This is a genomic window from Sphingobium sp. B1D7B, assembly GCF_025961965.1.
Taxonomy (GTDB): Bacteria; Pseudomonadota; Alphaproteobacteria; order Sphingomonadales; family Sphingomonadaceae; genus Sphingobium.
This window is the reverse complement of sequence record NZ_JAOQOR010000001.1, coordinates 1682283-1700988: the sequence shown is the minus strand read 5'-3', so window position 1 is coordinate 1700988 and position 18706 is coordinate 1682283. Positions and strand designations below refer to the sequence as shown.

17 protein-coding genes are annotated in these 18706 nt (G+C 64.8%); 5 read left to right on the top strand and 12 right to left on the bottom strand.

The window, feature by feature from the left end:
• Positions 1–148 precede the first annotated feature (148 nt).
• The gene (locus M2336_RS07690; protein WP_264592772.1) at positions 149–1504 is read left to right on the top strand and encodes an FAD-binding oxidoreductase; all 1356 of its coding nucleotides are present in this window, start codon (positions 149–151) and stop codon (positions 1502–1504) included.
• A gap of 15 nt (positions 1505–1519) precedes the next feature.
• Positions 1520–2830: a Rieske 2Fe-2S domain-containing protein gene (locus tag M2336_RS07685; protein ID WP_264574556.1), complete on the top strand. Its 1311-nt coding sequence runs from the start codon at positions 1520–1522 to the stop codon at positions 2828–2830.
• Between the two features lie 25 nt (positions 2831–2855).
• Here the strand turns inward: M2336_RS07685 and M2336_RS07680 are convergent, their stop codons facing one another.
• The 10 genes from M2336_RS07680 to M2336_RS07635 form a co-directional block, all read right to left on the bottom strand.
• Positions 2856–3707, bottom strand: coding sequence for a bifunctional 5,10-methylenetetrahydrofolate dehydrogenase/5,10-methenyltetrahydrofolate cyclohydrolase (locus M2336_RS07680; protein ID WP_264574555.1), 852 nt, complete (start codon positions 3705–3707; stop codon positions 2856–2858).
• Positions 3707–4870, bottom strand: a complete 1164-nt coding sequence (locus tag M2336_RS07675) for a hypothetical protein (RefSeq protein WP_264574554.1) — start codon at positions 4868–4870, stop codon at positions 3707–3709. The genes M2336_RS07680 and M2336_RS07675 overlap by 1 nt, the downstream gene beginning before the upstream one ends.
• Entirely contained in the window at positions 4867–5709 is an 843-nt protein-coding gene (locus M2336_RS07670) for an ABC transporter permease (RefSeq protein ID WP_264574553.1), read from the bottom strand. The genes M2336_RS07675 and M2336_RS07670 overlap by 4 nt, the downstream gene beginning before the upstream one ends.
• Entirely contained in the window at positions 5706–6416 is a 711-nt protein-coding gene (locus M2336_RS07665; RefSeq protein WP_264592771.1) for an ABC transporter ATP-binding protein, read from the bottom strand. Before M2336_RS07665 ends, M2336_RS07670 begins: the two co-directional genes overlap by 4 nt.
• A gap of 80 nt (positions 6417–6496) precedes the next feature.
• A complete protein-coding gene (locus M2336_RS07660; protein WP_264574551.1) occupies positions 6497–7078 on the bottom strand; it encodes an NAD(P)H-dependent oxidoreductase in 582 nt (193 codons plus the stop codon).
• Between the two features lie 166 nt (positions 7079–7244).
• The gene (locus M2336_RS07655) at positions 7245–7952 is read right to left on the bottom strand and encodes a TetR family transcriptional regulator (RefSeq protein WP_181558823.1); all 708 of its coding nucleotides are present in this window, start codon (positions 7950–7952) and stop codon (positions 7245–7247) included.
• Between the two features lie 104 nt (positions 7953–8056).
• Positions 8057–8926, bottom strand: a complete 870-nt coding sequence (locus M2336_RS07650) for a bifunctional 5,10-methylenetetrahydrofolate dehydrogenase/5,10-methenyltetrahydrofolate cyclohydrolase (RefSeq protein ID WP_264574550.1) — start codon at positions 8924–8926, stop codon at positions 8057–8059.
• Between the two features lie 180 nt (positions 8927–9106).
• Positions 9107–10270, bottom strand: coding sequence for an acetylornithine deacetylase (argE, locus tag M2336_RS07645; protein WP_264574549.1), 1164 nt, complete (start codon positions 10268–10270; stop codon positions 9107–9109).
• The gene (locus tag M2336_RS07640; protein ID WP_264574548.1) at positions 10270–11565 is read right to left on the bottom strand and encodes a cytosine deaminase; all 1296 of its coding nucleotides are present in this window, start codon (positions 11563–11565) and stop codon (positions 10270–10272) included. The genes argE and M2336_RS07640 overlap by 1 nt, the downstream gene beginning before the upstream one ends.
• Positions 11562–13172 carry a CocE/NonD family hydrolase gene (locus tag M2336_RS07635; RefSeq protein ID WP_264574547.1) on the bottom strand — a complete coding sequence of 537 codons (1611 nt, stop codon included), beginning with the start codon at positions 13170–13172 and terminating at the stop codon, positions 11562–11564. The genes M2336_RS07640 and M2336_RS07635 overlap by 4 nt, the downstream gene beginning before the upstream one ends.
• A gap of 231 nt (positions 13173–13403) precedes the next feature.
• On the opposite strand from M2336_RS07635, the gene M2336_RS07630 reads away from it, so the two are divergent.
• The gene (locus M2336_RS07630; RefSeq protein WP_264572156.1) at positions 13404–13616 is read left to right on the top strand and encodes a DUF4089 domain-containing protein; all 213 of its coding nucleotides are present in this window, start codon (positions 13404–13406) and stop codon (positions 13614–13616) included.
• Complete coding sequence (locus tag M2336_RS07625) at positions 13613–15028, top strand: AtzE family amidohydrolase (RefSeq protein ID WP_264592770.1); 1416 nt, start codon at positions 13613–13615, stop codon at positions 15026–15028. Before M2336_RS07630 ends, M2336_RS07625 begins: the two co-directional genes overlap by 4 nt.
• A gap of 43 nt (positions 15029–15071) precedes the next feature.
• Here M2336_RS07625 and M2336_RS07620 read toward each other — a convergent pair whose 3' ends face one another.
• Positions 15072–15674, bottom strand: coding sequence for a nuclear transport factor 2 family protein (locus M2336_RS07620; protein ID WP_264592769.1), 603 nt, complete (start codon positions 15672–15674; stop codon positions 15072–15074).
• A 127-nt stretch (positions 15675–15801) separates the two neighbouring features.
• Positions 15802–17970, bottom strand: coding sequence for a TonB-dependent receptor (locus M2336_RS07615; RefSeq protein ID WP_264574544.1), 2169 nt, complete (start codon positions 17968–17970; stop codon positions 15802–15804).
• Here M2336_RS07615 and M2336_RS18050 point away from each other — a divergent pair.
• Positions 17960–18424 carry a hypothetical protein gene (locus M2336_RS18050; RefSeq protein ID WP_413716178.1) on the top strand — a complete coding sequence of 155 codons (465 nt, stop codon included), beginning with the start codon at positions 17960–17962 and terminating at the stop codon, positions 18422–18424. The genes M2336_RS07615 and M2336_RS18050 overlap by 11 nt on opposite strands.
• Positions 18425–18706: the final 282 nt, after the last annotated feature.

Genomic DNA, 18706 nt, shown 5'->3' with positions numbered 1-18706 from the left:
GGCGACCCAATCTACGACCCGCACGCGCAAATCCGAGATTCCCCTCTTCTCTTAGTAAGCAGTTTATGTATAACTAATGCTCGACCGAGCGCAAGGATGATTGCGATCCGCCCCGGCGCCGCGCAGGATTGAAACGGAATCGAAGCCTATGAACTTGAATGGTCTGATCGCCGCACTGAAGGGGCCGAAGGTCATCACCGATGCCGCAGCGGTGCGCCGGATGAGCCGGGACTATTATTGGTACAGCCCCATCCTCAAGCGCCAGCTCGCCGATGTGACCGGCGACGTGCTGCTGGAAGCGCGGTCCGAAGCCGACATTCAGGAAATCGCCGCCGCCTGCTACGCCCATGACGTGCCATTGACGGTGCGCGGCGGCGGCACTGGCAATTACGGCCAGGCCATGCCGATAAGGGGCGGCGCCCTGCTCGACATGCGCGCGATGGACCAGCTCCTGTGGGTGAAGGATGGCGTGTGCCGCGTGCAGGCCGGCAAGCGCCTCATCACGCTCGATCAGGAACTGGCCGAGCATGGCTATGAAATGCGGCTGCACCCCTCCACTCGCACCGTCGCGACCGTCGGCGGGTTCATTGCCGGCGGATCGGGCGGCGTCGGCTCGATCAACTGGGGAATGCTGCGGGAGACCGGCAACATCCTCGGCGCCCGGCTCGTGACGCTGGAAGCCGAACCGCGCGTGCTGGAACTGCGCGGCGCGGACATTGCCAAGTTCAACCACAGCTATGGCGTGACCGGCATCATCACGGAACTGGAATTGCCGCTCGCCAATGCGCAATTGTGGATCGACGCGGTCGTCACGTTCGACGATCTGCTGAGCGCGGCCCGCTTCGGCAAGGCGTTCGCCGAAAGTCCGGGCCTGGTGAAGAAGCAGTGCGGGGTGATGGCCCCACCGATTGCCCACACTTATCTGCGCCCGATCGCGCAATATGTCGGTGCCGATGAAGCCTGCGCGCTCGTGATGGTCGCCAGCCAGTCCTGGGAAGGGTTCGAGACGCTCGTCGCCGCTTATGGCGGACGCATCGCGCACGATAGCCGCACCGCGCCTGCCACGGGCAAGCGCGTGCCGCTCTACGAACTGTGCTGGAACCATACGACGCTGCAGGCGCTCAAGGTCGACCCGACGCTGACCTATTTGCAAACGCTGCTGCCGGCCCAGAATTGCGTGGAACTGGCGGACGAACTCCAGCGCCATTTCGGCGAGGAGGTGATGTTCCACCTCGAGTTCACCCGCAGCGGCCCGGCCGTAAGCTGTTCGGCCATCCAGATGGTGCGCTTCACCACCGAGGAGCGACTGAACGAGATCATGGCCTATCATGAGCAGCGCGGCTGCCGTCAGTTCAACCCGCATGTCTACACCATCGAGGAAGGCGGCATGAAGCAGGTCAACCATGTCCAGTTGGCCTTCAAGCGGGCAGTCGACCCCAAGGGCCTGCTCAACCCCGGCAAGATGCTGGCCTGGGACAATCAAGACGCGCTCGCGGAAATCTGAAAGAAGGAAGGTTGCATGGTTTCGGTTGCGAATAATGAACTGATGACGCGTGTTGGCCCCGGTACGCCGATGGGCACCGTCATGCGCCAATATTGGATTCCGGCCTGCGCCTCGTCAGAGATCGCCGCAGACGGCGCGCCGCTGCGCCTGATGCTGCTCGGAGAGAAGCTGCTGGCCTTCCGCGATAGCGAGGGCCGGGTCGGCGTGATGGACCATCGCTGCCCGCACCGCTGCGCCTCGCTCTTCTTCGGGCGGAACGAAAAGGGCGGCATTCGCTGCGTGTACCATGGCTGGAAGTTCGACGTGAACGGCAAGTGCCTGGACATGCCGAACGTCTCCGAAGCCGACGCCGCCAAATTCCAGCCGCGTGTCCACGCCAAGGTGTATCGCACCGCCGAGCGCGCCGGCGTGGTGTGGGTGTATATGGGCGAGCGCGAAACGCCGCCGCCCCTCCCCTGCATCGAAGCCACGATGCTGCCGGATGCCGAGCTGCGCGTGACGCTCACCCAGCGCGAGTGCAACTGGCTGCAGGCGCTGGAAGGTGACATCGACACCAGCCACTTCGGCTTCCTGCATGTCGGCAGCGTGGCCGATGAGGACGTCGACGCGACCAATATGCACAGCGTCGCGGTGACCAAGCGCGCGCCTGACTTCAAGGTGACGGATACTGACTGGGGCACGATGGCTGGCGCCTATCGCCCCTCTGCCGATGGCGAGGGCCTCTACTGGCGCATCTGCCAGTATATCTTCCCCTTCTGGGCGCTGTTTCCGGACGGCACCTTCTCGGACAATGTGACGGCCAATGCCTGGGTGCCGATGGACGACAGCCACACGATGGTCTTCAACTTCGCCTGGGTGCAGCGCACCCAGCCGCTTCGCACCACGGTGGATGGCAACACCATCGCGGGCCTGGAATTCCGCCACAATTTCCTGCCCAACAGCAGCGACTGGTTCGGCCGCTGGAAGCTCGCCCAGAATGCCGAGAATGATTATGAGGTGGATCGTACCGCGCAGAATGAGGTGAGCTTCACCGGCGTGACCGGCATCACCCTGCAGGACCAGTATATCACCGAGAGCATGGGCGACATCGTGGACCGCTCCAACGAGCATCTCGTCACCAGCGACCTGATGATCATGCAGACCCGCAAGCGCATCATCAAGGCAGCCCGCGCGCTGCAGGATGCCGGCACGGTGCCGCCAGGCGTGGACGATCCCGAGATCGTCAACGGCGCACGCGGTGGCGCCTATAATGCGCCGGCCGATGCCGACTGGATGGAAGAATATCAGGCCCAGCTCGCCGCGGCCATCGGCCCGGCGCGGGGATAATCGAACATCGGAAAACAGGCGGCGCTCAGGTCTGGCTGAGCGCCGCGTCCAGCAGGTTGCGCATGAGCATGGCGCGGGTCATCGGCCCCACCGATCCGTGGCGCGGCGTCACCCAGCCGGCCATCTGCGCGACATCCTCGGCAATGTCCGACACCATCTGCCCATCCACATAGCTAATCCCGACTCCGACGACGCAGGCGCCGGGTCGCACCATGTCGGCACGCACAAGATCGGGCTGGCCGGCTGCGGCGATGATCACGTCGCTCTCGCGCAGCACAGGCGTCAGATCCGCCATGCCGCGATGAAGCACGGTGACGACCGCATCGACATCCCTGTCGGCCAGCATCATGGCGAGCGGCCGACCGACCAGCAGCCCGCGCCCGATGATTGCGACGCGGCGCCCGGCCAGCGGCACATCATATTCACGCAGCAGAGCGAGGATCGCGCTTGGCGTGCAGGGCCGCAACGCAGGTTGACCGGCCAACATCCGCCCCAGATTGAGAGGGTGGAGGCCATCCACATCCTTGTCCGGGCCGATCGCCTCGATCACCGCGCCGGCATCAATGTGCGCAGGGAGCGGCAGTTGCACGATCAGGCCATGACAGGCAGCATCCCGGTTGAGAATGTCGATCAGCGCCAGCAGGTCGGCCTGCGAAATGCTGGCCGGGAGATCGATCTGGCGGGACGCAAAGCCAAGCGCCTCGCAATCCTGATGCTTGCGCGAGACGTAGGCCCGGCTCGCCTCATCATCGCCGACGAGCACCGTGACGAGGCAAGGCCGATGCCCCGCCCGCACGAATGCGCTCTCGTCCGCCCGCGCCTTAATCCGCGCGCGCCATGCTGCCGCAGTGGCATCGCCATCGAGAATCACGGGCATCAGCGCAGGCCGACCGTGGGATCGATGAAGCGGTTGGTCACCACATCCTGCGGCTTCACATTCGGCTTGGCGCGAATGTCGAGATAGGGCTTGAGCCGGGAGAGGAGCACATTGCTGCGGGTCATGTCGAAATTGCCCAAAGTCTTGTCCGGCCCGTTGCCGACGATGCCGCGCGAGAGCGAAACGGCAGAGGCCGCCGCCAACAACTCGCGCGAGGTCTTCCACCAGGGCGCCGCGAAGCCGCCCTCGTTGAACCGGTAGATGACGTCGTTCACCTCGCTCGGCGCGCGGATATAATCCACCTGCGCGCGCTGCAGCAGCGGCACCAGCCCCTTGAGGCACGGCGCCAGCTCATTCATCCGGTTTGTCGCGACCGAAACCATACCGGGATAAAGCGGATAGCCCATGTCCGAGAGCAGCAGAAAATCGACCGGCTTGTTCCAGCGCTTGCCATGGGCGAACTGATAGCCCTCGCTGGTGATGCTGCCCTGATTGAGCCAGCGCCCGCGATTCAGGACGAAGGTTTCGGCGTCGCCATTATAGCCCTCCTGCACCGCATCCTTGGGCAGGCCGTTATTGATGAGATAGCGCCCGAATGTGCGCCGGGTTGTAGAGAGGTAGATCTTGCCTTTCCCCGACTGCGCGAACGCCCGCAGGTCGGCCACCGACCGGAAGCCGCGCGGATAGGTCGCGCGGTCCCAGAACAGACCCATGGGCGATTTCTCGAGCATTGCCACCACGCCCGTAGCCGGGAAGCGGCGGGAGAAGATGAAGGCATTATCCTGATCGACCAGCGCCAGATGCGGACGCAGGCCCGCGCGGCTATTGCCCATGTAGAGCGCGGAAAACGGCGTCTCGGCATCGCCAAGGCCAATGCCCTTGCCGCCCACCAGGATCAGCAGGTCGATGCCGGTTGCACCAAGCGGGCCTTGGTAGCGCCCCTGGCTCATCTTGCCGCCGCCGCCGATCAGCTGGAACAGCCCGCCATGCTCGGCCTGCGGCAACCAGTCGAGCTGCACGACGACCGGATTGGGGCAGACCTTGGCCAACGGTGTGCGGTAATGCTCCCGGGCGAAGGCGCCCTGCGCGACCGGCGCAGCCTGCGCGCCCGCACCGAGCAAGGCCAGCGCGGCCAACACGGCATGACGTGCCCGCCGCATCATCCCTTCGCCCCGGCCGAATCGTGCCAGTGAGAGAAGAGCCGGTCGCCAAGCCAGCCGAAGAACAGGTAGACGCCGATCGACATCACTGCCGAGACGATGAGCGCGGCGTACATCTGCTCGTAGAGGAAATCGATCTTCGAGTTCACCAGCATCTGGCCTAGCCCGCCATCGCCCGAGACGAAGAACAGTTCGGAGACGATGGCGCCGATCACCGCGAGGCTGGCTGCAATGCGAATGCCGGCAAAGAGCGACGGCAGCGCGGACGGGATGCCCGCCTTGAGCAACGTCGTGCCCCAGCCCGCGCCTTCCAGCCGGAACAGCTCGGCAATGCCCTTGTCGAGGCTCTTGAGGCCGAGAAGCAGCGTGGTGGGAATGGCGAAGAAGGTGAACAAGGCGACGATCAGCACCTTGGGCAGGAAGCCGAAGCCGAGCAGGGACTGGATAAGCGGGATGATCGCCAGCACCGGGATCGACTGCAGCACCACCAGATAGGGTGCGACGGCCCGCTCGATCCAGAAGGAGCGGAACATGAGGACGCCGAGCAGCATCCCGCCCGGAATCGACACGGCCAGACCGGTGAGCGCAATCTGCGCCGTCACGCCGGCGGCACGCAGCAGTTCCGCGCGCACGGCGGCCGAAGCAAAGGCGCCTTCCCAGATCTCGCTGGGGCCGGGCATCAGGAACTGGCGATACTCCTCAAGACCGGCGCGCGCATAAGCGTAGCAGGCCGCGAGCAGGAGGCCGAGCAGCAGCGGGGGCAGCAGTCGCGCGACCCAGCGTGCAGCGGGACTGGCCTTTGTGCGGGCAGCGCGGGGCGGAAAATAGGTCGCTTTGGTCATTTCACACCTCCCGATGCATCCCGCAGCGCCGCCGAGAGCGTGCCGCACAATTCCGCGAATTGCGGCGAGAAGCGCACCGCGTCATCTCGCGGAAACGGGAACGGGATGTCGTAGGCGCCGACAATGCGGCCCGGTCGCGCAGACATGACGATGACACGGGACGACATGAACACGGCCTCCGACACGGAGTGCGTCACGAACATCGCCGCGAACTGCTGGCGCAGTTGAAGGGTCTGCACTTCATCGTTCAGCCGCTCGCGGGTGATCTCGTCCAGCGCGCCGAAGGGCTCGTCGAACATGAACAGCGTGGGATCGAGGGTCAGGGCGCGGGCCAGCGACACGCGCATCTTCATGCCCCCCGAAAGGTGCTTGGGATATTGCTCCTCGAAGCCGCTCAGGCCGACCAGCGCGATCTTCTCCTGCGCCACCCGGCGCCGCTCCTCCCGCCCGACGCCGCGCAATTCCAGCAGCAGCTCGACATTGCGGCGCACCGTGCGCCAGGGCAGCAGCGTCGCATCCTGAAAGGTGAAGGCGATGTGGGAGCGATCCGCATGGAGCGCGCCGTCAGTATAGTCGATCAGGCCGGCGGCGATGCGCAGCAAGGTGGACTTGCCGCAGCCCGAGGGCCCCAAAATGCTGATGAATTCGCCGGGGCGGATATCGAGATTAATGCCCCGCAGGGCCTCGACACCGGTCCCGAACGTCAAAGAGACATCTTGGAAGGAAACGATCGGCGCGGCGGCATCGGCCGCGCCCTGATTCGGGTCAACGCGGCGATCGCCCATGGTCAGAAAGCCAGCATTTCTTTGCGGACCTTCGCCAGGAATTTGGCCGCGCGCGCTTCCGTCATGTTATTGATCCCATAGAGGGCGAGGTAATCCACCTTCACCTTCTTGTTGCACACAACGCGCAGGAAGCGCGTGGCATTCGAGCGCGGCGGATCGAACAGGTAGAGTGCGCGAAGCCGGTCCACGCCATAGGTCGTCACGCTGGTCAGCTTGCGGATGTTGGCGAGGCCCGGCGTCAGCTTGCCGTCCATCATCTTGAACGAGACATCGGGCAGGAACACCCGATCGAAATAGCCCTTGAGCATGGCGGGCCAGCCGAAATTCCAGACCGGATGGCAGAGCACCACGGCATCGGCCGCCTGCAGCCGATCGACATAGGGCTTGATCCGGCGCTGGTTGATCGTGACGTCATGATAGATCGTCCGGTCTTCCTCATTGAGGATCGGATCGAAATTCTCCGCATAGAGATCCAGATCATCGACCTCGTGCCCCGCCTCGATGAGGCTGGAGACAACCGTGTTGTGAATGTCGACCGCGAGGCCCGTCTTCAGCGGATAGGCATATATGACATGAACTTTCATGCCGATAGTTATACATAAACTGCTTACTAAGACAAGACTGACACTTGGCCGCTCTGCTATTTTTCAGTGTTATGATTCAATGACTTATCTGTTCATACCGCTGAGACATGCGCCGGCACTAAGACGGAAATACACCGACAGCGCCGATGAGTCTCCCGCGTCGTCCTCATGTGTCCGGCTTGGCGCTGGACAGGAGGTAGGCGCTCAGCATCTCCTGGGCGTGGCGCCGGCGTTCCGATTTCCAGCGCTCACTGTGCAGGTTGGCGCTGAAGATCGCCGAGAGCGTGTAGACGTTGGACAGGTGGAAATAGGACAGCGCAACCATCGACACATAGAGTTGCAACGGATCGATATCCTCGCGGAACACCTTCTGCTCCACGCCCCGCGCAAGCGTCTCCTTGATGGCGTCCATCAGCGGTGAACTCAGCGTCGGCGCGCGCATCGAGGTGGAGAGATAGGCGCCCTGCTGCAGGTTTTCCCCGGTCCACAATGAGATGACATGCGGGTTGGCCGCAAAGTGCGAGTAGGTGAAGTTGAACAGCTTCATCATCGCCTCATACGGTTCGAGGTTCGCGAGATTCAGCGCCGCTTCCTTCTTGCGGATGTCCTCATACACATGATCGAGCACGAAGACGTAAAGCTGCTCCTTGTTGCCGTAATAATGGTAGATCATCCGCATGTTGGCGCCGGAGCGCTGTGCGATCGAATCGATGCGCGCGCCGCTCAGCCCGCGCTCGGCGAATTCCTCGATGGCGGCTTCCAGAATCTTCTTGCGCGTGCCAGCCGCATCCCGCGTGCGGCGCAGACCCTTCGCATCGTCGGCCGGTTCAGCGACCTGCGTCCTGGCGGCACGCGCGCCGACAGTCTTCCGCACCGCTGCTTTCGGTCCTCTTACGCTCGGTTGTCTCGCCACGTCCCATCCTCTTCATATGACCCGGCCCACGCCGGCCCCTTGTTGACCCTATCGCCGCTTGCCCCTCAAGCCCCTGCGTGCCGCCTTTGCGCTGCCAGCACGGTATTCGCCAGCAGGAATGCCGTCGTCAGCGGGCCGACACCATCGGGAACGGCCGAGATCACGGCTGCAACCCCGTCGACAGCGGCAAGATCGACATCGCCCAGAATGCGCCGGCTGCCATCTGCCTGCGTCACGAGATTGATGCCGATATCGATAACCGTGGCGCCCGGCCGCACATGGCGCGCGCCGATCAGCCCCGCCCGGCCGGCCGCGGCGAACACCACGTCCGCCGTCTGGCAGGCTGCCACCAGATCGCGCGTATCGATATGCGCGATCGTCACGGTCACACCGCGCTGGAGCAGCAATTGCGCGAGCGGGCGCCCGACGCTGGCCGAGGCGCCGACGACGGTGGCATTGAGCCCGCGCAGATCGCCCAGCACCTCCTCCGCGAGCAGCACCGCGGCTTGTGGCGTGCAGGGGAACAGGCCCTCCAGCCCCGCCGCTAGCTGGCCGGCGTTAAGCGGAGTCAAGCCATCGACGTCCTTCTGGCTCGAGAGAATTGCAGCGATGTCCGCCATCGCGATGCCGGACGGGAACGGTGTGAGCGGCAGAATACCATCGATCGATTCATCGGCGTTCAACTGGCGCACCAGCGCCTGCATCTGCGCCAATGAGCCATCGGCAGGGCCGGAGACGATCATGGTGTCGACCTCGGCCAGCCCGGCAAACTCCTCGATGCGCGCGGCATATGCGCGGGCAGGCGCCGCCTCCCCCATCATGAGCAGCGCGAGACGCGGAGCGCGACCCAGGCTTGCTTGGGCAAGGGCCGAATCTTGCGCCGTTTGCGCTAGCAGGCGCCGGGCGGCAGCGTGGCCATCGACAATCCGCGTCATCGCGCGGTGGTCCTTGGCGCGTGCCCGGAGCGGTTAAGGGTTCGGCGTCTCACGATCCACCTGCACATCATCGGCTTCTTCCGGCTGGATCGATGCGACCGCCGGACGCGCAGAGGGCTCTGCACGGCCAGAACCCTTACATAAGTAAGCATGTTTTGCAAATAAGCCGGGCCAGTTTCGTTAACCTTTGGTCTCGTTCGACAAGCGGTCCGCCAAACGCATCAAGAAGTCCGCACCGGCGCGCAGCTGGTCGATCTCGATCCACTCGTCGGGCTGATGGGCCTGCAGGATAGAGCCCGGCCCACACAGCACCGCCGGGATGCCGATCTTCTGATAAAGCCCCGCTTCCGCAACGAAGGCCGCGCCGCTCAGCCCATTATCGCCGGTCAACGACCGCACGAAGGATTCAGCGGCGCTGTCCCGATCCAGCTCCAACGGCGGCGCGCTGGCCAGTTGGGTGATCACAACCCCGCCCTCCGGCGCACGCTCGCGAATGCGGGCATCCAGCGCCTGCGCCGCGGCCCGAAAGCGCGCTTCATAGCCGTCCGCTTCGGCCTCGCTGGGCGAGCGCAGATCCCAGCGGAAGGTGCACTGGCGCGCGAGGATGTTCGCCGCTGTGCCGCCGTTGACGATGCCGACCGAAAGCGTCGTACCCGGCGGGCTGCATGGATCGTCGGCCCGGATCGCGTCCTGCGCCTGCGCATTCATCTGGCCGATCAGGCTCATCAGCTCGACAGCAGCGGCAATCGCGGAGACCCCCTGATCGCGCTGGCTGCTGTGCGCTTCCCGCCCAGTCACCGTCACGTCGAACACCCGCATGCCCTTGTGGACCGACAATATCTTCATGCTGGTCGGCTCACCGATGATCGCCAGCGCTGGCGCCGGGACGAACGCCGTCATTTGATCGAGCAGATGCGGCGCGCCAAGGCAGCCGACCTCTTCATCATAGGTGATCGCGAGGATCAGCGGGCGCTGCAGGGATTGCACCGCCGGCGTGTCGATCAGCGCGAGCGCCAGCGCGATGAACCCCTTCATGTCCGCCACGCCGCGCCCGTAGAGCCGGCCCTCCCTGCGGGTCACCGTCCAGGGATCGCTGGTCCACGGCTGGCCATCGACCGGCACGACATCGCTATGTCCGCTCAGGACAATCCCGCCCGGCACATCCGGCCCGATCCGCGCGAGCAGATTGGCCTTCCCGCCATCCGCATCCTCTACCAGCCAATAGGGGATGTTTCGCTGGGCGAGCCGCGCGGCGACCCAATCGATGAGGGCGCGATTGGATTTGCTGGACGTCGTGTCGAACGCGACCAGCGTTTCCAGAATTTCGAGAGCGTGATCCAGCATCAGTCCAGCTCGCTAAAGTCAGGGAGGGGGGCATCGATGAAGATGCCGTCGCGCATGACCAGCAGGCCCGCGCCGTGGCGTACGAACAGCTCATTATAGCTCTTCGCCCGGTAGAGAACGAGATCGGCGGGCGCACCGGCGACAATCGCCTGCGCCTGCGAGACCAGCGCGCCGGGCGTGGTGGTGACGCTGCGCGGCCAGTCCCCCACCGGATGATCGAGATGCGCGATCCGCACCGCATCCTGAAAGGATTCGAGCGGATTGAAGTCGCCATAGGGATTGTAGGGATCACGGCAATTGTCGCCGCCGATGCAGATGGGAATGTCGCGCGCGGCCATCTCGTGCAGCAGGGTGACGCCGCGCCAACGGGGCGTGCGGCCCGGCGCGCGCGCCTGCAGATAGAGATTGCAGCCCGGCAGGCTCACCACGGAAAGCCCGGCCCGTGCCATCAGGTCCAGCGTGCGGTCCACCTCTGTCTCGTCCTGCACGGCGAGACTGCAGCAATGGCCGACCATCACCTGCATCCCCCCGCCCCGCCGGTCGGCGAGCGTCGCGACCCGCCGCACGATGTCCGAGGTCGCGTCGTCCGTCTCGTCGGCGTGGAAGTCCAACGCGAGGCCGTATTTGTCTGCCGCGTCGAAGAGCCGCTCAAGGCTGGCATCGACCAGCGGCGAGACATGCGCGAAGCCGCCCAGCACGCCGCCATGACGGCGCACGACATCGAGCACCCGCGCGAACCAGACATCGTCCGCCAGCACATCGGTGGAAATCAGCGGCACGGCCTGCAGGTCGATCCGTCCGGCCCAGGCTGCGCGCACCTCCGAGAAAATCCCCCATCGCTGCTCGATCTGCTCGTTCTGGGAGGCAAGGTGGGTGCGCATCGCGCGCACACCATGGGCATAGGCACAGCGCAGGCCGAAATCCATGCGCCGGCGCATGTCATCGGGCGTCCAGTGGGTTTCGCGGTCGGCGATGATCGCGCTGGCCGCAGAGCCGAACGTCCCGTCGGGATTGGGGGAGCGCGTCCAGATCTGCGTGCTGTCGAGATGCGTGTGCGCTTCCACGAAACAGGGCCAGACCATCATGCGATCCAGCCGGATGTCGCGCCAGGCGCTGGGCGTCTCGGCGAGCGACGGCGCGACAAAGGCGATCCGTCCCTGCTCGATGCCGATGTCCGCCGTGACGATCTCCGCGCCGCCCTCAAAAGCCGTGAAGGTGGCGGGCACATGCACGCCGCGCAGGACGAAGGGCTCGCCCGACGCGAGATCGTGCGGAAGCAAATCCTGAGGCGTCATGGCACTTCCTCCAGCACCGGCAACACCAGCCGGCTTTCGGCCAGGTTCAGACGCAGCGTAATCACGCCCGCTTCCTCCACGCCGGCATCCACCGGTCGCGTGCCGGTTCCGGGATTGATGGGATAGGCGGGGAAAGACGCTGCCGAAACGGCCAGCCGCAGGCGAGCCCCGGCGGGTATTGTCGCGCATGTCGGGCGCAAGCGCACAGTGGCAGAGCCGTCGGATGCGACCGCGAAATGGGCATAGCCTTCCGTCAGGTGATGGCTGCGCCCGGCTTCATCAACGATGGTGAGGATGCAGCTCAGGTCGAAACTCGGGCAATCCGCTGTCACCTCCAGCGCAGCGACGGTCTCGCCCGCCAGCGTCACGGGCGCCGCCATCGGCGGGCTGGTGTAGGTGAGCACATCGGGCCGGGCATCCACATCGGTGCGGTCAACCGGTCCCGGCACCGCGCCGAAGGCCCCGCCCGTGGTCGGCACGGCGCGCCAGGGATCGTGCACCAGATAATCCGCCGGCGCCTGCGTCTCGCAATCCGGCGCCAGAACGCCGTCGCGCTCGTCCAGCGCCGCGCGACCGCCGCTGCCGATCTGCCAGCATTGCTGCTCGCCGGGCCATGCCGGAAAATCCCGCCAGGCTTTGCGCCCCATGTCGAACAGTCGCACGGCGCGGGAGGGCGCAATCGCCTCCCCCTCCCCCTTGAGGTGCTGGTCGAACCACGCCCGTTGCAACTGGTCAATCTCTCCGATGGCCGCCTCGCCAAAGTCCTTGCCGCCAAGCCGCCGGCCCCAGGGGAAATGCGTCCACGGCCCCACGACCAGCGCGGCATCTGGACGTCCCGCTTGCTCATAGGCCCGATAGGCCGCCACGGTGCCCGGAAGATGGGTGTCGTACCACCCCGTCACGAACAGCGCCGGCGGCCCGCTCTTTGTCAGGCGATCCGCATGGGCGGACGGGGAAATCCGCGCCCAATAGGGGTCGGCAAAATCCCGGTCGAGCCAGTCGCGATAGAATGGCACGTGGCGCGCATGGCGATTCAGAATGTCGGGCCGCGCGTGATTACTGTGCCCCAGTGCAAGAGAGCGCGCGGCCCGCGCCAGATCGGCAAAGGCGTCGGCATCCCCGGCATGCTTGGCGTTCTGCGCCGCAAGCTGTACCGCCCAGCCGATATTGGCGGCGAGGCAGAAGGCATCGTTCTCAAAGGCCCAGTCCTGCCGCAAATCCCAGCCAACCATCGTCGGGGCGATCGCCCGGAGCGCAGGCGGCAGCGTCGCCGCAGCGAGGAGCTGGGTCACGCCCTGATAGGAGAAGCCGTACATGCCGACCGCGCCGGTCGATCCGGCCAGCCCCGCCGCCCAGTTGATCGCATCCTCGCCGTCCGCGGCCTCCTGCTCGAACAGTGCGAAGGTGCCCTCAGATGTCCCTCGGCCCCGCACATCCTGAATCACGACGATATAGCCCTGCGCCGCATACCAGGCCGGATGCGCAAAGCAGACCGTCGTCGCGATCCGCCGCCCATAGGGCTGGCGCATCAGCAGCACGGGGTGATCGCCCGCCGACGCGGGCCGATACACGTCCGCATCCAGCCGCACGCCGTCACGCGTCGTCATGGAGAGGAGTTCAGGGGGGCGCGTATCCATCATCATTTTCGATCCAGCATTCCGGTCCGGCGCGGGGCAGCGCCGCGCCTGTCTTAGCCCAAAGGCTAATCGCGATGCAGCAACTGCACAATTGCCTAAGTGAGCAAATTATGCATAAAAGATTCTGCCGGCGCCGACCGGCACCAGGAAACATCTGATTTCCAAAGATTTCAGCCCGCCGGTCGTCCGGACAAGGATCAAATGACGAATACGCAAAAGCAAAACCAGATCAGCGATCGGGACGGGGTGGCCGTTTATGTGGCGGCCGCGCCGGAAATCATCGGCTTGCCGGTGCCCGCCGAATATCGCGAGGGCGTCATTAACAATCTTCACCTCATCCTCGTCCAGAGCGCCCCGTTGCTGGCCCTCGAGCTTGATCCCGCGCTGGAAGCCGCACCGGTGTTCCGGCCATGAGCGATTTTGCAGCGATGGGCGCGGCGCAGATCGCCGCCGGGGTGAATGCCGGGGCGTTCAGCGCGTCCGATGTGGTGCGCGACATGCTGGCGCGGATCGAACGGCTCGATCCCCTCATCAACAGTTGCACCGCAGTCTTTTCCGACTCGGCACTGGCTGCGGCAGCGGCGCTCGATGCCGCGATTGCGCGCGGCGAACCGGGTGGCCCCATGGCGGGCGTGCCAGTGGTGGTGAAAAACCTGTTCGACATCGCCGGGGAGGTTACGCTGGCCGGCGCCAAGATGCGCCGCGAGGCCCCGCCTGCCAGCGAAGATGCAACCGCCGTGCGCCTGCTGCGCGAGGCCGGCGCGATCATCGTCGCCGCGACCAACATGGATGAATTCGCTTACGGCTTCACCACCGAGAATGATTTCTTCGGCCCGACCCGCAATCCGCACGACCTCGGGCGCCTCGCAGGCGGCTCATCGGGCGGCGCTGCGGCAGCGGTCGCGGCGGGCCTCGCGCATATCGGCATGGGATCGGACACCAACGGGTCGATCCGCGTGCCCGCCTCCTTCTGCGGCCTGTTCGGGCTGAAGCCGACTTACGGCCGTCTCTCGCGTGCAGGCACCTTCCCGTTCGTGTCCAGCCTCGATCATATCGGCCCGATGACCCGCAGCGTGGCCGACCTCGCGCTGGCCTATGACGTGCTGCAAGGGCCGGACCCACGCGATCCCGTCTGCTCGACGGCAGCGCCCGAACCGGTTCTGGACCGACTTGGCGAAGACACCGATGCGTTCCGCGTCGGCGTTCTGGGCGGCTGGTTCCGGGGCAATGCCGAGGATGTCGCGCTGGAAGCCGTGGACAAGGTTGCCGACGCCCTGAACGCGGATCGCTATGTCGAGCTCGCCGAAGCCGAAATCGCTCGCTATGCGGCCTTCGTTATCACGGCGGCCGAGGGCGGCAATCTGCACATCGATGCCCTGCGCCAGCGCCCGGACCAGTTCGATCCGGCGACGCGCGATCGCCTGTTCGCCGGTGCCCTGCTCCCCTCTACCCTCGTCGTGCAGGCCCAGCGCTTCCGCTACCGGTTTCGCGAGGCGGCACGCCGGGCCTTCGCGCATTATGATGTCCTGCTGGCGCCTGCCACGCCCTGCGCCGCGCTCAAGCTAGGCCAGCAGACCCTCAATCTGGGCGGCAAGGAGATGCTCGCCCGCGCGCATGTCGGCATCTACACCCAGCCGATCAGCTATATCGGCCTGCCCGTGCTGACCGCGCCGGTGATGACCAGCGGCCCCATGCCGGTGGGCGTCCAGATCATCGCCGCGCCTTGGGCCGAGGCCAAGATTTTCCAGATCGCGGCGCGGCTGGAAGCAGCCGGCGTGGCCGTCTCCAGCGTGGCACATTGCGCGCCGGTATCGGAAAACGCCTGAAGCTCAGGCCTTGGGCATCAGGGGCTGAGCGTCAGGGTGACCCTCAAGGCTTTGGCGGCTGCTCCACGCGGGGCGGCCAAGGCGTGAGGAACGGCGCGTCCTCTCCATAAGTGAGCTTGCCCTCGGCCTGGAGGAGCCGCACCCGCCCATCCAGATACTCCTTGATGATCGCGATGCGCCCCTTGCGCACCGTGGCGATCCACACGTCGTTGACGACCTGCTTCTCACCATTCTGGGTCACGCGGAACTGGACTTCCGCCGCCACGCGACCATTGCGCACATCGATATAGAAGGCGTCGGCGGGGAAGTAGATGCTGCGGTCCGTCGCGACCTTGCAGAAGCCCTCGAGGTCAGCGAGCGCGGCATCGCGGCCGATCAGGCGGCGGCCGGGATAGGAGAAATCGACATCGTCCGTCAGAATGCGGCGCATGAGGTCCGCATCGCAATCCGCCCAGACATGGGCGAGATCGAGGATCAGGCGCTGATATTGCGCGCGCGTCGTGCCGCGCGTCTCCATCTTGCCGGTGTAGATGACGCTGGGCTTGGCCGGAGCCGCCTGCTCGGTCATGGCCGGCATCGGGGACAGGACCGCGCAGGCGGCCGCGATACAGACCCAGCGGCTGCGCGATGCTCGGACGATCCTCATGCCTTGGTTCCCTTGCCGCTGTTTTGGCCCGCTCCATGTGCGGGCGTCTTGCCCCAAAAGTAAATCGCCGTGGTGTCGGCTTGCACTGACACCACGGCGATTGAGCGATCGGATGCGACCCGAGGCTCTAGCTGCCGAAGCGATAGGAAATGCTGCCGCCAATCCAACGCGGACGGCCCCAGACTTCGGTCGCCATGCCGAGGAATGCGAGGTCGAACGCGGCGGTGCGATAGCGCTTGTCCGTCACATTCTCGGCAAAGACAGCGAGGGTCAGCGAGTCGCTTGCATCGGTCCAGGAGAGGCGGACGTTTGACAAGGCGTAGGCTGCCTCACGCTGGCTGGGACTGTTGAAGGCGTCGAAATACTGCACGCCCTTATAGGCGATGTCGCCCTGCAGGCCGAGCGTGCCGCCAAGCACGTTCGGCACGCGATAATTGGCCGTCAGGTTCCACGACCATTTGGGGGCCAGCGGCATCCGCCGATCGACCACCGGGCCGTTATTGGCGAGGCCGGGCAGCTGCACGTCGAGCAGCTTGGCGTCCAAATAGGTCAGCGATCCACGCAGGCGCAGATTCTGCACCGGCTCTGCCGCGAACTCGGCTTCGGCACCGGTGATCTCGGCATCGCGGTTGAACGTGGTCGAGGAGAGCGACACGCCATCGAACTGATAGGCCTGGCTGTCCTTATACTGGTAATGGAACACCGCGCCGCTGATGCTGTAGCGATTGTCGTAGGTGGCGAACTTGGCGCCGGCTTCGTAACTGGTCAGCCGTTCCGGGCGGACCGAGATGGCCGAGAGCGGAAGCGACGTGTAACCGACGTTGAAGGTGCCCGCCTTGAACGAGCGCGCCACGCCCGCATAGAAGAGCTGCCCGCGCTGCGGTTCCCAGCTCAGCCGCGCCGTGAAGCTCGTGCTGTCATCGTTCCGCTTGGCGAGATCACCCACCGTGGTGGTGTTGAACACCGGCCCGGTGTCCGTGTTGTTGAGGTCGTATTCCTTGTCTTCCTCGGTGTAGCGCACGCCGCCGGTCGCCGTGAGGGTCGAGGTCAGCGCATAGTCGACATTGCCGAAGATCGCCCAGCTCTCGCTGTCCAGATCATAATAGACCGGGCGGCGCGGACCGGCGGCGGCCGAGGTGGTGCGGCGCTGATAGCCGTTCACATTATAATCGAAATAATAGAGGCCGGTGACCCAGGTGAGCGGCCCGTTCACGCCCGCCAGGCGCAGCTCCTGCGAGAACTGCTCGGCGCGCGGGTGGACTTCGGTCGAGCGTGCGCCGGGCGTGGAGTCGCTGTCGAACGCCGCGTCCTTCTTGCCCTTCTCGAAGCCGGTGATCGAGGTCAGCTCGGCAAAGCCGAGGTCCGCCTTGATCTTGCCGATGGCCGTGAACTGCTCCGAGCGCATATAGGCATCGAAGTTGGTGTTCGTCTCCAGCGGCTTGCTGTCGCCATAGCCGAAGGAGTCGACGCCGCCCGGATTGCGGGTGGAGAGGCCCGTCACCGGGTCTTGCGTCACGGCAATATGCGTGAACATGTTGCCCGCTTCATTGTCGTTCTTGTAATATTGCACGAACAGCTCGGCGCTCAGATTGTCCGCGAACTGGTTCGACAATTGGCCGCGAATGGCGCTGGCGTTGAGCGCGTTGCCGTCTTCCCCGCCGGGGAAATTGTTCTTGATGTAGCCATCATAGCGGTGGCGGAACACGCTGACGCGGCCCAGCAGATTGCCGAACAGCCGGCCGCTGATCGCTGCCTCGGCCTGAACGCGATTGCGCTCGGCGAAGGTGACGGACACATGGCCTTCCAGTTGCTCGGTCGGCGCCGCGGCAATGAAGTGGATGAGGCCGCCGGTCGCGTTGCGGCCATAAAGCGTGCCCTGCGGACCGCGCAGCACCTCGATGCGGCTGATGTCGAACATCTGGGAATCGAGGCCCATCAGGTTCGCCTTGTAAAACTCGTTCACATAGACGGCGGACGGGCTCTCATTGGTGTCGGCAAAGTCGCGCATGGCGACGCCGCGCAGCGAGATGAACGGGAAGTCGCCGTCGCCCGAGTTCTGGCCGATAGAAAGGCCGGGCACCAAGCGGGCGAGATCGAGCGTGCTCGACGCGCCGGATTCAGCGGCCTGCGCACCGGACACGACGCTGAGGCTGATCGGCACTTCGGTGACGCGCTGCTCGCGATGCTGGGCGGTGACGATGATGTCGCCACCTTCGGCGGTGTCTGCGGCGTCGGCAGCCATCAGCGGCGCGCTCGTCGAAGCCAGAAGAAGGGCGAGAAACGCTTTGTGGGACATCGTCAAAGATGCCTCGGGCTTGCGTGCAAACAACATTGTGGGCTTCCTCCAGATAAACCTGTCATGCCCGCAGGCCAGAGCTCACATCGGTTACCGCCTCGAGCCCACGCGCAGCGTGAGCGATGTTTATCCTGTTGAGCCCTCCCCGTTCGGCGTTGGTATGTATGCAGAGCGTGCTTACTTATGTAAAGAGGGTCGTGACGATTTTTTGACAGAGGCTCAAATGTGCTCTGCCTGCGTGGATCAATCCATAAACGTTAGTTTCCCGCCGGCCACGCGACAGCGGCAAGGCTGCCCTCAACACAGGCGAGCGAAAGATAATCAAATCAATGTCAGCGGATTCAGGCCGGGAAATGGCACCGCCGCCGAGGAAGCGGCCGGTGACTATAGCGCCGCGCCGATCGAGATCGGCTTCAGCGCGCGCTATCTCCTCGACATTCTCGGGCAGGTCTAGACCGACTCGGTGGAAGTCACCTCGCCGGCGCCGCGGCGCCGACGCTCATTCGCGAGGACGAAAAGGTCCCGGCGCTTTACGTGGTCATGTCGATGCGAGTTTGATTTGGGAGCGCGCAGTGCTCTTAAGATAGTGCAAGTTTTGTTGGCTTTTATCACTGATTGACTTGATTCGCCTTCGGTGTTCAGATCCGTCAATGCGGAACGAACGCTGTATCCGAATCTACAAGTATCGTAGCTTGTCTGGACAACATGGACGGGATGCAATTGAACGTCTCGTCAC

Coding starts and splice junctions, on each gene's coding strand:
- M2336_RS07690 (WP_264592772.1), top strand. CDS start 149: ATGAACTTGAATGGTCTGATCGCCGCACTGAAGGGGCCGAAGGTCATC.
- M2336_RS07685 (WP_264574556.1), top strand. CDS start 1,520: ATGGTTTCGGTTGCGAATAATGAACTGATGACGCGTGTTGGCCCCGGT.
- M2336_RS07680 (WP_264574555.1), bottom strand. CDS start 3,707: ATGCCCGTGATTCTCGATGGCGATGCCACTGCGGCAGCATGGCGCGCG.
- M2336_RS07675 (WP_264574554.1), bottom strand. CDS start 4,870: ATGATGCGGCGGGCACGTCATGCCGTGTTGGCCGCGCTGGCCTTGCTC.
- M2336_RS07670 (WP_264574553.1), bottom strand. CDS start 5,709: ATGACCAAAGCGACCTATTTTCCGCCCCGCGCTGCCCGCACAAAGGCC.
- M2336_RS07660 (WP_264574551.1), bottom strand. CDS start 7,078: ATGAAAGTTCATGTCATATATGCCTATCCGCTGAAGACGGGCCTCGCG.
- M2336_RS07650 (WP_264574550.1), bottom strand. CDS start 8,926: ATGACGCGGATTGTCGATGGCCACGCTGCCGCCCGGCGCCTGCTAGCG.
- argE (WP_264574549.1), bottom strand. CDS start 10,270: ATGCTGGATCACGCTCTCGAAATTCTGGAAACGCTGGTCGCGTTCGAC.
- M2336_RS07640 (WP_264574548.1), bottom strand. CDS start 11,565: ATGACGCCTCAGGATTTGCTTCCGCACGATCTCGCGTCGGGCGAGCCC.
- M2336_RS07635 (WP_264574547.1), bottom strand. CDS start 13,172: ATGACGACGCGTGACGGCGTGCGGCTGGATGCGGACGTGTATCGGCCC.
- M2336_RS07630 (WP_264572156.1), top strand. CDS start 13,404: ATGACGAATACGCAAAAGCAAAACCAGATCAGCGATCGGGACGGGGTG.
- M2336_RS07625 (WP_264592770.1), top strand. CDS start 13,613: ATGAGCGATTTTGCAGCGATGGGCGCGGCGCAGATCGCCGCCGGGGTG.
- M2336_RS07620 (WP_264592769.1), bottom strand. CDS start 15,674: ATGAGGATCGTCCGAGCATCGCGCAGCCGCTGGGTCTGTATCGCGGCC.
- M2336_RS07615 (WP_264574544.1), bottom strand. CDS start 17,970: ATGTCCCACAAAGCGTTTCTCGCCCTTCTTCTGGCTTCGACGAGCGCG.